This window comes from Clostridium sp. TJA085 (assembly GCF_058310235.1).
The window spans coordinates 1,166,140-1,181,014 of record NZ_JBZEEZ010000001.1 but is presented as its reverse complement, the minus strand read 5'-3'; the positions used below and the strand labels follow the sequence as shown (position 1 = coordinate 1,181,014).

Sequence of the window (14,875 nt, the reverse complement as noted above, 5' to 3'; positions counted from 1 at the left end):
GATATAATTAATTTAAATTTAAACAAAATATGAATAAGATTAATAAAAAATGAATAATATAAAGCAAAGGAAGATACTGTATGGAGATTTTATCTTTAGGAGAAAAAATTAAAAGAAAAAGAAAAAAATTAAATATGACTTTAAAAGATTTAGCTAAAGACAGAATAACACCAGGACAAATTAGTTTAGTTGAATCAGGTAGATCCAATCCATCAATGGATTTATTAGAATATTTGGCTAGTAATTTAAAAACTACAGTAGAATATTTAATGGAATCAGAAGAAAGCCAAGCCCATAAAGTGTGTACTTATTATGAGCAAATAGCAGAAGCTTATATGTTTAATAAAAAATATGACATCAGTGAAAATTACATATCAAAAGCTTTAGAATATGCAAATAATTATAATCTAGAATGCAAAAAAGGAATGCTTATAAATCTTAAAGCTAAAATATATTTAAGTAAAAATGAATTGAATTTAGCTAAACAAAATTTTTTATCTGCTAATGTTATTTTTACTAAAAATAATAATTATAGAGAAATTATAGAAACTTTTTTAAATCTTGCAAAAATAGCTTTAAAGCTTAGAACTTATTATTCAGCAAATAGTTATTTAAAACAAGCAGAAAAAGTGTTTTTAGATAATAACCTTACAGAATATTATCTTTTAGGAGAAATATATTTTTATTTAGCAAAAACATATTTTGAAATGGATAATATAGGACAAGCTATGAATTATTCTATACTAGCTAAAGAGAAATTAGATATAGTAAATAATAAAGAAAAACATGCAGAAATATTATTAAAATTAGCAGAAGAGTGTAACGAAAATGGAGACTTAGAAAATGCAATAAAATATTCAAATGAAACTTTAAAGTTTTATAGAGAAATTGAAGATATATCAAATACTTCAGATTTAGAAAATGAACTTGGTAAGCTTTTTTATAATTTTGAGAATATAGATGAGTCATTTAAAAGATATGAAGTAGCAAAAAATATTAGAATACAAAATAATGACAATAAAGTTATAGATACACTTATAAATATGTGTAGAAATTATTTGAAAGTAAAAGATATTAAAAGGTGTACAGAAGTTTTAAATAACATTTATGAAAAATTACCAGAAAATAACGTTAAAGAATTAATAGAATGTAATTTAATAAAATATAGAATACTTATTATAAACGAAGATAATATAGAAGCTGAAAAGGTTTTATTAGAAAGTTACACAATTGCAGTAGAAAATGACTTATTAAAAGTAGCAGGAGAGATTGCAATTATGATTGGTAAGTTTTATATAGATAATAAAAAAGAAGATGCAGCAAAATTATATTTAAATGAAGGGGTTAGAATTTTCAATAAAGTTGGAATACTAGCTAACTAAAGAAGGTGGGGAATTATGGAGATACTTTCAACAGGAGAAAAAATAAAAAGAGCAAGAATATATAGAGGTATTACACTTAAAGAATTATGCGGTAATAAAATATCTATTTCTAAAATGAGCTGTATAGAAAATGGTAAAGTTAAAGCTGATGAAGAAATTTTAAGATACGTTTCAGATGTAATAGAATTAGATTACGAATATATTGCTAAAGATGTTTATGATCAAATAATAGAGAATATAGATATTTTTGAAAAGAGAGAAACATCAAATTTATCTTTAGAAAGCGATATAAAATTAAACTTAGATTATGCAATTGGATATAAATATTATGAATTAGCATTTAAATTAATTCATAAGCTTTTCAATTATTATTTATTAAATAATAAAAAAGATGAAATATTAGATATAATTCCAAAATATTATGATTTATATAGAAGAAATAATTCTGATGAAAATAATATAATATATTTTAATGATATGGCAGAGTATTTTTACAAAATAAAAGAATATAGTGAAGCTAAAACTTATTACATTAGGGTTATTGAAACACTAGAAAAAAATAAAGAAAACCAAGAAAAGGAGATTTATTGCTATAGCATATATAGAGAGGGAATGTGTTTTTTAAAGTGCAATCAATATGATGAAGCTGAAAAATACTTAAAAAGAGCTAAAGAGCTTTCAATTAATATAAAAAATAAGGAAATAATAAGTAAAGTGTATTATGCAAATAATATTATTGCAATACTAAATAATAATTTAAATTTATTAGATATTGAAAAGTCATCAGAACTTTTAGACGATATAACTAAAATTGTATCATTTAAAATAGATTATGCAGAAGCTTATTTCTTAATAAATAAAGAAGATGAAGCAATTAGACAAATTAATGAAGCAATATCACTTTTACCTCAAAATTTTACTTATGAAATAGGTGAAATATATATAAAATTTGCCAATATACTTAAAGATAATGGTAAATTAGAATTTGCAGAGGAGTTGGTGGATAAAGCTTTAAATATTGCAATTGAAATAAATGATATAATACTTATAGAAAAGGCATATTATTTAAAAGGAATACTTCTTCAAAGACAAAATAGATTTAGAGAAGCAGAGTTATATATGAATTTATCTTTAGATTCATTAGTTAAGTTTGGAACTAAAAGTGATTTATATAAAAGATATATTGATATAGCAAATATGTATCATAAAACTCAAGAAATACAAGATTCAATAAAGTATTTCACTTTAGCTATGAATATAAAAAGTAAAATATAATTTTAAAAAATACCTATAAGTTAAATTTATAGGTATTTTTTTTTATGCTTAATTATAAATTTGTAAACTTTATACATAAATTTAATAGATAATGAAGAATTTTTAAAGAAATATAGAGAAAAATAAATTTATAGTAAATAAAAGATTTTATATAAATTTATTTTTAAAAAAGAATGGCTATTTTAAAAGGTTTAGGATTAGTTTAAGAAAAATCTTTTTATTATGATTATTAACAAAATAAAAAACTAAGAAAAATGGAGTAATATATAGAAAATAAGAGTAATTATAAGTAAATATTCAAAAAACCAAAAAAAATATTCAAAAATAAAACTTTGACTTTCTTTGACTAATATAATATTATGATATCAAGATAAAATACGTAAGAGGTGAATTAAAGATGAATGTAGATAGAATGACACTAAGAGTTCAAAATGCTTTAAATGAGGCTAACTTAATAGCCGTTAAAAATAATAATCAACAAATGGATGTAATTCATCTTTTTGCTAGTTTAGTAGAACAACAAGATGGATTAATTCCAAATATATTAAACAAAATGGGAATTCAAGTAAAGAGCTTAGAGAACGCAATAAATCAAGCAATTTCACGTCTTCCTAAGGTAACAGCATCATCTGGTGCAGAATCAAATGTTTATATAACAAAGAAAATACAAGAAGTTTTAATAAAGGCAGATGAGATTTCAAAGAAATTTGAAGATTCATATATAAGTGTTGAGCATTTAATGCTTGCAATTATGGAAATAGATAAAAATGGAGAAGTTGGACATTTATTAGATATGTATGACATATCAGAACATAAATTTATGGAAGTATTAAAGGAAGTTCGTGGAAGTCAAAGAGTTGATACTCAAGATCCAGAAGGAACTTATGATGCTTTAGCTAAATATGGTACAAATTTAAATGAATTAGTTAAAAGTCATAAATTAGACCCTGTTATTGGAAGAGATGAAGAAATAAGAAGAACTGTTAGAATACTTTCAAGAAGAACTAAAAATAATCCAGTATTAATTGGGGAACCTGGTGTTGGTAAAACAGCAATAGTTGAAGGTTTAGCACAAAGAATAGTTAATGGAGATGTACCTGAGGGATTAAAAGATAAAGTAATATTCTCATTAGATATGGGTTCACTTATAGCAGGTGCTAAATATAGAGGAGAGTTTGAAGAAAGATTAAAAGCTGTACTTAAAGAAGTTCAAAATAGTGAAGGTAGATTAATATTATTTATAGATGAAATTCATACAATTGTTGGAGCTGGTAAAACAGATGGCGCAATGGATGCAGGTAACCTTATTAAGCCATTACTTGCAAGAGGTGAATTACACTGTATTGGTGCAACAACTTTTGATGAATATAGACAATATATTGAAAAAGATAAAGCACTAGAGAGAAGATTCCAACCTGTAATTGTAAATGAACCATCAGTAGATGATGCAATTTCAATTCTAAGAGGATTAAAAGAAAGATTTGAAATTCACCATGGAGTTAGAATACATGATTCAGCTATAGTTGCAGCTGTTAAATTATCAGATAGATATATTCAAGATAGATATTTACCAGATAAAGCAATTGACTTAATTGATGAAGCTGGAGCTATGATAAGATCAGAAGTTGATTCACTTCCAACAGAACTTGATGCTGTTAGAAGAAAAATATTCCAATTAGAAACTGAAAAAGAAGCTTTATCTAGAGAAAAAGATGAAAATTCTAAGAAGAGATTAGAAGTAATAGAAAAAGAATTAGCAGATCTTAAAGAACAAAATGATGGAATGAGTGCTAAGTATGAAAAAGAAAAAGAAAATATAGTTGATCTTAGAGAATTAAAAGAGCAATTAGATGAAGCTAAAGGTGATCTTGAAAGATATGAAAGAAATTATGATTATAATAAAGTAGCTGAAATTAGATATAGTATAATTCCAGAATTAGAAGAAAAGATTAAAGCAAAAGAAGAGGAAGTAAAAGAAAACTCAGATGGTGCTTTATTAAAAGAAGAAGTAACAGAAGAAGAGGTTGGAGAAGTTCTTTCAAAATGGACTGGAATTCCTGTTACAAAGCTTATGGAAGGTGAAAGAGAAAAACTTTTAAGATTAGATGAAGAGTTACAATCAAGAGTAATAGATCAAGAGGAAGCTGTTGATTCAGTATCAAACGCTATACTTAGAGCAAGAGCTGGACTTAAAGATGAAAATAAACCAATTGGATCATTTATATTCTTAGGACCAACTGGTGTTGGTAAAACAGAACTTGCAAAAACTTTAGCAAGAACATTATTTGATAGTGAAGAAAGTATGATAAGAATTGATATGTCTGAATATATGGAAAAACAATCAGTTTCAAGATTAGTTGGACCACCTCCAGGATATGTTGGATATGAAGAAGGCGGTCAATTAACAGAAGCTGTTAGAAGATATCCATATTCAGTAGTTTTATTTGATGAAATAGAAAAAGCACATCCAGATGTATTTAATATATTCCTACAAATACTAGATGATGGTAGACTTACAGATAATAAAGGTAAAACTGTAGACTTTAAAAATACTATAATAATTATGACATCAAATATAGGTTCACATTTCTTATTAGAAGGTACAAAAAATGGTGAGATTTCAGAAGAAGCAAGAGGCTATGTAATGAATGAAATGAAATCAAGATTTAAACCAGAGTTCCTAAATAGAGTTGATGATATCATAATGTTTAGACCATTATCAGAAAATGGTATTAAGAAAATTATTGATATATTCTTAAAAGATGTTGAAAAGAGATTAACAGAAAAGAATATTAAGCTTGAAGTTACAGATGGAGCTAAAGATATATTAGCTAAAGAAGGATATGATCCAGTATATGGTGCAAGACCACTTAAGAGATATATTCAAAACACTTTAGAAAATAGATTAGCTAGAATGATAATTAAAGGAACTATTGGTTATGGTTCAATTGTAAAAATTGACGGTGAAGGCGATAATTTAACAATTAAACCTAATAATTAAAAGTATATAAACCCCTAAATAGCATAAAATAAAGACAAGATGGGTGGGTAAGATTAATATCTTTTCCTACCCGTTTTTTAAAATGTAAATTAGGAGGGATTTTAATGGAATACATAACCCCAGAAGATAATTATCTAGTAGTATTTCCTGATGGAAGAGGTGTTACTTTTAAAGATATTGAAGGTTGTAGTGCTTATATAAATAGATATTATGAAGAAAGAGTAAGGATTCATGCAATGGAAGAAGTTTATGAAAATTATGATTTAACAAAAGAAGATGCAAGAGATAGAATATCTACGATAATTGGTGCTGAAGAAGGAGAACCTAAAATATATTATTTAGATGATGTTTTTGAAGCTATACAAAATTCAGGTGCTTTTTTAGAAGAACAACAAGAAGTAATAAGTAATCTTTTAGGTAGAAATTCAAAAATAAATACTACTCACTATGGTTTAGATAAAATATTAATAAATGTTAATGATATAATAGAGGGTAGATTATAAAAAATATGAACAAAAATGTTTTTCTTATAATTTAGTCAAACTTTAATTATAAATTTTAATTATAAAAATAAATAATTATTAATGTAAATTTTAATCGGTATATTTAATATATGCTGATTTTTTTTATTAATAAAAAAGTTAAAGATATATAGGTTAAATAATTAAATTTTTTGATTTAAAACTTATTTTAATAATTACAAAGTTGTTATAAGTAAAAAGAAAATTAAAAAGTTATTATTATTAATGAGAAAAAAATAAAATATTATAAGTTGTTTTGATTAAAATTTATTATATTTAAAATAATTTATAAATAAGAATAGAATTAATTGCATATTTATATATGGAAATATTTATAATGGACGAACAATTTTGCGTAAAAATGTGGGGGATTGGAGTATGTTACATTACGGATTTCTATTAGATATAGCAATTATTTTATTAAGTACAAAATTTTTAGGAATATTAACTAGAAAATTTAGAATGCCGCAGGTAGTTGGTGCATTACTTGCAGGGCTTATACTTGGACCAGCTATGTTTAATACACTTAGAGAAACTGAATTTATTCAACAAATGGCCGAACTTGGAGTTATAGTACTTATGTTTACAGCAGGACTTGAAACAGATATTACTGAACTTAAGAAAACAGGAAAGGTTTCTTTTGTAGTTGCACTATTTGGAGTATTATTTCCACTAGGACTTGTTTTTATAGTATCAAGTATATTTTATGGAGGTAAACTTTTTAACCAAAGTTCAAATGAATTATTACAAAACATATTTATAGCAGTAATATTTACAGCAACATCTGTTAGTATAACTGTTGAAACATTAAAAGAATTAGGGAAAATAAATACTAAAGCTGGAAATACAATACTTGGAGCAGCTCTTATTGATGATGTTTTAGGAGTAATAGGACTTACAATAATTATGAGTATATCAGATTCATCAGTTGTAATATGGAAGGTTTTCTTAAAGATTATATTATTTTTTATTTTCTCTATTTGCATAGGATATATTTTTTATTTAATATTTCAAACACTTATAAAAAGATATCACAAAGATATGAGGAGATTTGTAATAATCTCTTTTGTATTTTGCTTGATTTTATCATATGCTGCAGAAGAATTTTTTGGAGTTGCAGATATTACAGGAGCTTTTATTGCGGGGCTTATAATATCTAATACTGAAAAAACAAAGTATATTAATTCAAGATTTGATACATTATCATATATGTTATTATCTCCAATATTTTTTGCAAGTATAGGGATAAAGGTTGAGATTTCAGGAATGTCTAATAAAATAATAGCATTTACTTTAATATTATTTATTGTAGCATTAATAAGTAAAATTATAGGGTGTATGTTAGGAGCAAAACTATTTAGATATAGTAATAAAGAATCATTTCAAGTAGGAGTTGGAATGGTTTCTAGAGGAGAAGTTGCACTTATAGTTACAAGTAAAGGTATTGGAGCAGGTATTATAAGTGAAATGATATTAGGACCAATAGTTATAGTAGTAGTTCTTACAACAGTAATTACACCTGTATTATTAAAGTTTGCATTTAAAAATTAATTAAGTAAATAAAAAGCAAGAAAATAAAATTTTATTTTCTTGCTTTTTATTTTATATTTATTATTATTCAGTTTCTGAGAATTGATCTTTACCTACTCCACATAAAGGACAAACCCAATCATCTGGAATATTTTCAAAACTAGTTCCAGAATTAACTCCATTATCTGGATCACCTACAGCTGGATCATAAATATAACCACAAACATCACATATATACTTTTTCATAAAAAACCCTCCTAAAAGCTTATTGCTATTTATATGATAATTATACAACTATTTATTTATAAAATGGATTAAATTTAGATGAACAATATTAATGGTAAATATATATTTAATATATATCTATTAATATAAAATTTTATTAAGTTTATTTCAAAAATAAAGTATTAATAAATAAATAGGAGAAAAAGTTAATATGAAAAAGATAAATAAAAATAATGAAAGAATTTAATAGTGATAATCATTTTCAATTATTGTGATAAGATGATATTATGTGTACATAAAGTATTTTTATAGGAGGTAAATAAATGGCGAAAATGATGGGACCACGTTTTAAGATGTGCAGAAGACTTGGACTTAATGTCATAGGTCATCCAAAGGCAATGAAGCGTGCGAGCAAAGGAACAAGTAGAGCAGATAAAAAGTTATCTGACTACGGCGTAAGGTTATTAGAAAAACAGAGACTTAGAGCTTATTATGGAGTGCTTGAAAAGCAATTTGAAAGATATGTTCAAGAAGCATTTAAGGCAAAAATTCAACCTGGTGATGCTTTGTTATTAAGATTAGAATCAAGACTTGATAATATAGTTTATAGAATGGGTTTTGCAAACTCAATAAGAGCAAGTAGACAAATGGTTAATCACGGTCATTTTTTAGTTAATGGAGAGAAAGTGAATATTCCATCATACAAACTAAATCCTGGAGATATAGTAACTCTTAGAGAGAAATCTCGTAAAGTAGAATTATTTGTTAATACATTTAAAGAAAATGAATTAAATACTTTCCCTTATATAGAGAAAGATATTGAAAATTTCGTTGGTACTTATGTTAGAGAACCAGAGAGAAATGAGTTGCCAATAGAAATTAATGAACAATTAATAGTGGAGTTTTATTCTAAATAGTATGAATTAGAATATAGCCTTTAAAGCCTCGTATATTAATACAGTATATTTTGCCATTATGTAAGTACCAAATCTGTGCTGGGATTTGGTACTTATTTTTATTTTTTATAATTTAATTATTTATTTTTATTCTTTTTATTAATAGGTAATTTTATTACGTTTCATATATAAAATAGATAAGTTTTTGTAAAAATTTATATTTTTAAACATAATATGCAACAAATCTAAATAATTACACTGTATAATATAATTAATAAAATTTAATATGAGAGGTGTTTTTTATGGGTATTGAAGAGATTAATCCAGCTTTAGCTAGAGGATTTAAAAATGCTACTTATGATAGTACTACAATGTCAATTAGTGGAACAATAACTAAGATATTGATATTACTTTCTATAGTAACAGGAGCATTTATTTATAGTTGGTTTTATATACCATATAGCGATAGCGTTATGATGTTAGTAGCAATAATAACATTTGCTGTAGCAATATTTACGGTTATATCACCAAAAAGTGCTCAATTTTCCTCTATAATATATGCTGCATTTGAAGGATTATTTTTGGGAAGCATATCAAAGGTTTTTGATAATTTTTATTCGGGTATAATAATACCTGCTATATTAATTACAATTGTTGCTGTAATAGTTACATTGTTTGTATATGGTAAAAAGCCAAGTATTGCAGAGAGAACAGAAAAAAGTGTAAGAATTGCAATTACAACTATTTCAGTAACTTTACTTATGGGAGTTTTGTTAAGTTTTTTTGGGATAGTATTACCTATTTATGAAAACGGTATAATTGGGATAGTGTTTAGTTTAGTAGTTGTTTTAATAGCTACAATAAGTTTAATTCAAGATTATGAATTTATATTAAAGGGAGCAGAAGTTGGAGCTCCAAAATATATGGAGTGGTACTCAGCCTTTGGGCTAATGGTAACACTTGTATGGTTATATACTGAGCTTATACGATTTTTAGGAAAAATTTTTTCAATTAATGACTAGTATATAATTAAGTAATTATTATATATAAATTACTAAAGGTAAGTTTGTGATAAAACTTACCTTTTATTTTTTACATTGTTAAGATAAAATATAAAGCTTATTAATCTAAGGTATATAAGTAAAATAATAATTAAGAAATAAATTTTATATTTTAATATATTTTTGGATAAAAGGTTAATTTAAAAGTGATAAATAAGTTGATATATTTAATATGTTTAAAAGTATTATAAAGTGTAAATATTAAATCAATAAGGAGTATAAGGGAAAATTTTATATATATTTTTAATGATTAAAATTTTAAATGAAAGTTAAAATATAGTATTTATGAATGTAAATAATAAATCAAATTGAATATTTATTTAAAAAAGTAATATGAGTGTTGAAAGACTAATTTTTAATAAATATAATAGTATTTAAATATCTTTGTTATGGATAAGTAAAGTATATAATTTATAGAAATAATAACCTATTAAAATTTAAAAAATATTATATATAATTTATTCAAATTTCAATAAGTGTGATAAATATCACGTTATAAAAGAAAAATGAATGTTAAAATTATAACAACTAAAAGTAGTTAGGACTTTAAAAGGAGATGTTTTTTTATGGATGTTAAACAATCAGTATGTAATTATTGCTCTACTGGATGCAATCTTAATTTTAATATAGAAAATGATAAAATAGTTAAAATAATGGGAAAAAAAGGTTACCCTGTTAATGATGGAATGGCTTGTATAAAAGGACTTAATCTAGATAAGCAACTTACTATGTATGGACAGCAAAGACTTCCTCTTCTTAGAGGTGAAGATGGAAAAATGCATGAAATATCATGGGAAGAAGCATTTGAAGTTTTTGCTAAAAAAATGACAGAGATTCAAAATAAATATGGTAAAGAAAGTGCCGCTTTTATAAGTACAGGACAGCTTCCTATGGAAGAAATGGCTATATTAGGATACGTAGGAAGAGGGCTTATGGGAATGCATGGAGATGGAAATACAAGACTTTGTATGGCTACATCAGTTGTTGCATATAAGCAAAGCTTTGGATTTGACGCACCACCATACACATTAGAAGATTTAGAACTTTCAGATACACTTATATTTATAGGGGCAAATCCAGCTGTTGCTCATCCAATATTATGGGGAAGAATAAGAAAAAATAAAGATGCTAAGAAGATTGTTATAGATCCAAGAAAATCAGAAACTGTAAAGGGATGTGATGATTGGTATCCAATAAAACCAAAAACTGATTTAAGATTTTTATATACATTAGCTAATGTTTTAATAGAAAAAGGATACATAGATGAAGAATATATAAAAAAATATACAGAGGACTTTGAAGGATTCAAAGAACACGTTAAAAAGTATAAATTAGATAATATTTATGAAACTACAGGAATTTCAAAGGAAAGAGTATTAGAGCTTGCAGAAACAATACATAACGGTAAAAAGGTTTCAATTTGGTGGACTATGGGAGTAAATCAAGGTTATGAAGCTGTAAGAACTGCTCAGGCTATAATAAATATTTGTGTAATGACAGGTAATATAGGAAGGGAAGGAACAGGTCCTAATTCAATTACAGGTCAATGTAATGCTATGGGGTCAAGATTATTTAGTAATACAACTTGTATTTATGGCGGAAGAGATTATGCTAATGAAGAAGATAGAAAATTTATAACAAAAGTTATGGGAATAAAAGATGAGCATATCCCTAAAAAACCAACTATGGCATATCCAGAAATAATACAAGGAGCATTAGATGGAAATATAAAAGCACTTTGGATAGTTTCAACAAATCCAGCTGATTCATGGATAGATAACAAAAAATTTAAAGAAGCTGCAGAAAAAATTGATTTTTTAGTTGTTCAAGATTTATATTCAGATACTGATACAGCTAAATTATGTGATCTTTTCTTACCTGCTATACCAGGAATTAAGAAAAATGGTACATATATTAATACTGAACGTAGAATGTCAGCATTAGTTCCTATGCTTTCAAGAGGTGAAAAAGAGCTTACTGATTTTGAAATTATAAGGGGAATAGGAAAAGCTTTAGGAAAAGAAGAAGAATTAAAGCTTTGGAAAACTCCAAGAGATGTATTTGAACTTCTAAAAAAATCTACTGAAGGTATGCCATGTGATATTACTGGAGTAGAATATGATATGGTTAGAGAAGGGAACGGAGTACAATGGCCTTTTAAAAAGGGAGATAAGTTAGAGAAAGACCAAAGAAGACTTTTTGAAGATGGAATTTATTATAGACCTAATGGAAAAATGAAATTTATGTATGAAGATATAATGGAAAATAATGAAAAGCAAACAGAACAATTTCCTTATATTTTTAATACAGGAAGAGGGACTGTAGGACAATGGCATACTCAAACAAGAACTAGGGAAATTCCTATGGTTACAAAAATGGTTTCAGAAAAAGCTTATATTGAAATTAGTTCAGAAATAGCGAAAGAGCATGATGTTAAAGATGGAGATATAATAGAAGTTACATCATCAAATGGAGAAACTGTAAGAGTAATTGCTAAAATAAATGATGGCTTATTAAAAGATGAGATGTATGGACCTATGCATTATATAGAAATTAATATGTTAACAAAAGGAAAATATGACACATATTCAAGAGAGCCATCATATAAATATGTAACATGTAATTTAAAGAAAATAGATTAATTAAATAATGCTCATTCTTTTAAAGAGTGGGCATTAATGTTTTAAGGAGGGTTATTTTTGATAAGTTTAGAGGAAGCTAAAAAATTAATTTTAGGAAAAGTGAAAAGTTTAGGTTCAGAAGAAGTTAATATTGAAGATTCTGTAGGAAGAATTTTATATGAAGATATATATTCTCCTATAAATAACCCACCATTTCCAAGATCTCCTTTAGATGGATATGCCATTAGAAGCGAGGATACAAAAGGTGCAACGAGAGAAAATCCTATTAATTTAAAAGTAATAGATAAAATATATGCAGGGTATGTATCAGATAAAATAGTAAAACAAAATGAAGCTATAAGAATAATGACAGGGGCACCAATTCCAGAAGGAGCAGATACGATAATAAGACAAGAAGATACTGATGAAGGAGTAGAATTTGTTAAGATATATACTGCACTTAATGAATATGATAATTACTGTTATGAAGGTGAAGATTTTAAAGAAGGAACAAAATTGTTAAAAAGAGGAAAATTTATAACTTCATCAGAGGTTATAGCTCTTGCCTCAATTGGATTTAATAAGGTTAAAGTTTATAAAAAAGCAATAGTTGGAATAATAAATACTGGTGATGAAATCCAAAATCCTGGAACAAAATTAAAAAGTGGAAAAATTTATAATAGTAATGGATACTTTTTAAAAGCAAGACTTTCAGAATTGGGTTTTGAAAGTATTTTGTATAATTTAATTTGTGATGAGGATGAGGAAATAATAAAAGCTATAAAGTACTTAGAAGATAAATGTGACATTATAATTTCAACTGGTGGAGTATCAGTTGGTGAAAAAGATAGAGTTATGATAAGTGCTGAGAAAGCAGGATATAATATATTATTTTGGAAAGTTGATATAAAGCCAGGTTCACCAATGTTTGCTGCATTTAAAGAAGACAAATTATATATAGGATTATCAGGTACTCCAGTGGCAGCAGCAACGACGTTTGAATTAACATGTAGAGATGCTTTATCAAAAATGTACAATACAGATAGTTTATGTATCAAAAATAGAATAGGAATATTAATGGACAATTACACTAAATTATCAAATAAAAGAAGATTTTTAAGAGTTTATATTGATAATGAAAATAAAGTTTTTATAAATAATGTATATCAAACTCCAGGGCAAGTTCACACTATGATAAACAGTAATGCAATACTTGAAATTCCAAAAATGAAAGAACTAAAAAAAGGTGAGAAGGTAGAGGTATTAATTTAAATATGATAAATAAGTCTGTAATAATATTATCAGGTGGTAAAAATAGCAGAATGAACTATAAGACAAAAGCTTTTTTGAAGATAGATGGCATAAGGTTTATAGATAAAATTTTTTTAGAAACATCAGACTTTGAAGAAAAAATTTTATCTTGTAATGATATTAATCTTTATGAAGAATTTAAAAATCAAGCTTTATTAGTTAAAGATGAATTTAAAGATATAGGTCCAATGGGAGGTATATATTCATGTCTTAAAAAAAGCAACTTTGAATCTTCTTTGGTGGTTGCAAGTGACATGCCTTTTTTAAATAAAGATTTTTTGAATTATATTTCAAGTTATAAATTCAATGAGGATGCTTTAATACCAGTAGTAAATGGAAAAATAAATCCTCTTTGTGGAATATATAAAAAAAGTATTTTAAAAATTATAGAGTCAATGATTTTTAAAAAAGATTATAAGCTTAAAAATTTATTAGAAAAAATTAGTACAAAATATATTGAATGTAATGAAATAAACAATTTTATAAATGTAAATACAGAGGTTGAGTATAATGAGTTGTGCAAAAGAAAATTTAAATAAGCGTCCTTTTGTTGTAAATATTGTAGGAGAAAGGTCTAATGTTGGTAAAACTACATTAATTGAAGGGCTTATAAAAGAATTGGTAAAAAGAGGTTATAAAGTTGGAACTATAAAACATGATATACATGGATTTGATATAGATAAAGAAGGAAAAGATACGTATAAACATAGAGTGGCTGGAGCATCAACTGTAATAATATCATCAAAAAACAGAATGGCAATGATAAAGGAAGTTAATGAGGAAGAAAAATTAGAAAATTTAATAAAACTGTTAAATGATAAAGATTTTATTATTGTAGAAGGTTATAAAAAAAGTAATTTAAAGAAAATTGAAGTATTTAGGAAAGGAGTAAGTAGTAGAATTATAACGCCAAATGATAAATTAATATGTGTAGCAACGGATATTCCACTTAATTTAAATAAAATAAAAGAAATTAAGTATAACGATTACAAAATGTTAATAGACTTATTGGAAAATTTAAAATATAATCAAATAGAGAGGAGTTGATAGAT

12 protein-coding genes are annotated in these 14,875 nt (G+C 25.6%); 11 read left to right on the top strand and 1 reads right to left on the bottom strand.

Annotation, left to right across the window (positions count from 1 at the left end):
- Window positions 1-80 precede the first annotated feature (80 nt).
- The 5 genes from AC4FQW_RS06065 (at window position 81) to AC4FQW_RS06045 (ending at window position 7,730) form a co-directional block, all read left to right on the top strand.
- Window positions 81-1,382: a helix-turn-helix domain-containing protein gene (locus AC4FQW_RS06065; protein WP_491147865.1), complete on the top strand. Its 1,302-nt coding sequence runs from the start codon at window positions 81-83 to the stop codon at window positions 1,380-1,382.
- A 15-nt stretch (window positions 1,383-1,397) separates the two neighbouring features.
- Window positions 1,398-2,657 carry a transcriptional regulator gene (locus tag AC4FQW_RS06060; protein WP_491147863.1) on the top strand — a complete coding sequence of 420 codons (1,260 nt, stop codon included), beginning with the start codon at window positions 1,398-1,400 and terminating at the stop codon, window positions 2,655-2,657.
- 397 nt (window positions 2,658-3,054) lie between these two features.
- Window positions 3,055-5,658 carry an ATP-dependent chaperone ClpB gene (clpB, locus tag AC4FQW_RS06055; RefSeq protein WP_491147861.1) on the top strand — a complete coding sequence of 868 codons (2,604 nt, stop codon included), beginning with the start codon at window positions 3,055-3,057 and terminating at the stop codon, window positions 5,656-5,658.
- Between the two features lie 104 nt (window positions 5,659-5,762).
- Window positions 5,763-6,161: a hypothetical protein gene (locus AC4FQW_RS06050; protein ID WP_303129464.1), complete on the top strand. Its 399-nt coding sequence runs from the start codon at window positions 5,763-5,765 to the stop codon at window positions 6,159-6,161.
- A 396-nt stretch (window positions 6,162-6,557) separates the two neighbouring features.
- Window positions 6,558-7,730, top strand: coding sequence for a cation:proton antiporter (locus AC4FQW_RS06045; protein WP_491147858.1), 1,173 nt, complete (start codon window positions 6,558-6,560; stop codon window positions 7,728-7,730).
- 63 nt (window positions 7,731-7,793) lie between these two features.
- Here AC4FQW_RS06045 and rd read toward each other — a convergent pair whose 3' ends face one another.
- On the bottom strand, window positions 7,794-7,955 hold the full coding sequence (gene rd / locus AC4FQW_RS06040; protein WP_491147857.1) for a rubredoxin: 162 nt from the start codon (window positions 7,953-7,955) through the stop codon (window positions 7,794-7,796).
- Between the two features lie 302 nt (window positions 7,956-8,257).
- Here rd and rpsD point away from each other — a divergent pair, with 302 nt between their 5' ends.
- The 6 genes from rpsD to mobB all read left to right on the top strand — a co-directional run bounded on the left by rpsD (window position 8,258) and on the right by mobB (window position 14,870).
- The gene (gene rpsD, locus AC4FQW_RS06035) at window positions 8,258-8,851 is read left to right on the top strand and encodes a 30S ribosomal protein S4 (protein WP_303131162.1); all 594 of its coding nucleotides are present in this window, start codon (window positions 8,258-8,260) and stop codon (window positions 8,849-8,851) included.
- A 281-nt stretch (window positions 8,852-9,132) separates the two neighbouring features.
- The gene (locus AC4FQW_RS06030; protein ID WP_491147854.1) at window positions 9,133-9,852 is read left to right on the top strand and encodes a Bax inhibitor-1/YccA family protein; all 720 of its coding nucleotides are present in this window, start codon (window positions 9,133-9,135) and stop codon (window positions 9,850-9,852) included.
- Between the two features lie 605 nt (window positions 9,853-10,457).
- On the top strand, window positions 10,458-12,533 hold the full coding sequence (locus tag AC4FQW_RS06025) for a molybdopterin oxidoreductase family protein (RefSeq protein ID WP_491147853.1): 2,076 nt from the start codon (window positions 10,458-10,460) through the stop codon (window positions 12,531-12,533).
- Window positions 12,534-12,590: 57 nt separating this feature from the next.
- On the top strand, window positions 12,591-13,784 hold the full coding sequence (locus AC4FQW_RS06020) for a molybdopterin molybdotransferase MoeA (protein ID WP_491147851.1): 1,194 nt from the start codon (window positions 12,591-12,593) through the stop codon (window positions 13,782-13,784).
- 2 nt (window positions 13,785-13,786) lie between these two features.
- Entirely contained in the window at window positions 13,787-14,362 is a 576-nt protein-coding gene (locus tag AC4FQW_RS06015) for a molybdenum cofactor guanylyltransferase (RefSeq protein ID WP_303128722.1), read from the top strand.
- Entirely contained in the window at window positions 14,334-14,870 is a 537-nt protein-coding gene (gene mobB, locus AC4FQW_RS06010; RefSeq protein WP_491147848.1) for a molybdopterin-guanine dinucleotide biosynthesis protein B, read from the top strand. Before AC4FQW_RS06015 ends, mobB begins: the two co-directional genes overlap by 29 nt.
- The last annotated feature ends 5 nt before the right edge of the window (window positions 14,871-14,875 follow it).

Bases quoted from the DNA above. Each gene is read 5' to 3' on its own strand.
- AC4FQW_RS06065 (WP_491147865.1), top strand. From the start codon at position 81: ATGGAGATTTTATCTTTAGGAGAAAAAATTAAAAGAAAAAGAAAAAAA.
- AC4FQW_RS06015 (WP_303128722.1), top strand. From the start codon at position 13,787: ATGATAAATAAGTCTGTAATAATATTATCAGGTGGTAAAAATAGCAGA.
- mobB (WP_491147848.1), top strand. From the start codon at position 14,334: ATGAGTTGTGCAAAAGAAAATTTAAATAAGCGTCCTTTTGTTGTAAAT.
- AC4FQW_RS06060 (WP_491147863.1), top strand. From the start codon at position 1,398: ATGGAGATACTTTCAACAGGAGAAAAAATAAAAAGAGCAAGAATATAT.
- AC4FQW_RS06030 (WP_491147854.1), top strand. From the start codon at position 9,133: ATGGGTATTGAAGAGATTAATCCAGCTTTAGCTAGAGGATTTAAAAAT.
- AC4FQW_RS06025 (WP_491147853.1), top strand. From the start codon at position 10,458: ATGGATGTTAAACAATCAGTATGTAATTATTGCTCTACTGGATGCAAT.
- AC4FQW_RS06050 (WP_303129464.1), top strand. From the start codon at position 5,763: ATGGAATACATAACCCCAGAAGATAATTATCTAGTAGTATTTCCTGAT.
- AC4FQW_RS06045 (WP_491147858.1), top strand. From the start codon at position 6,558: ATGTTACATTACGGATTTCTATTAGATATAGCAATTATTTTATTAAGT.
- rpsD (WP_303131162.1), top strand. From the start codon at position 8,258: ATGGCGAAAATGATGGGACCACGTTTTAAGATGTGCAGAAGACTTGGA.
- clpB (WP_491147861.1), top strand. From the start codon at position 3,055: ATGAATGTAGATAGAATGACACTAAGAGTTCAAAATGCTTTAAATGAG.
- rd (WP_491147857.1), bottom strand. From the start codon at position 7,955: ATGAAAAAGTATATATGTGATGTTTGTGGTTATATTTATGATCCAGCT.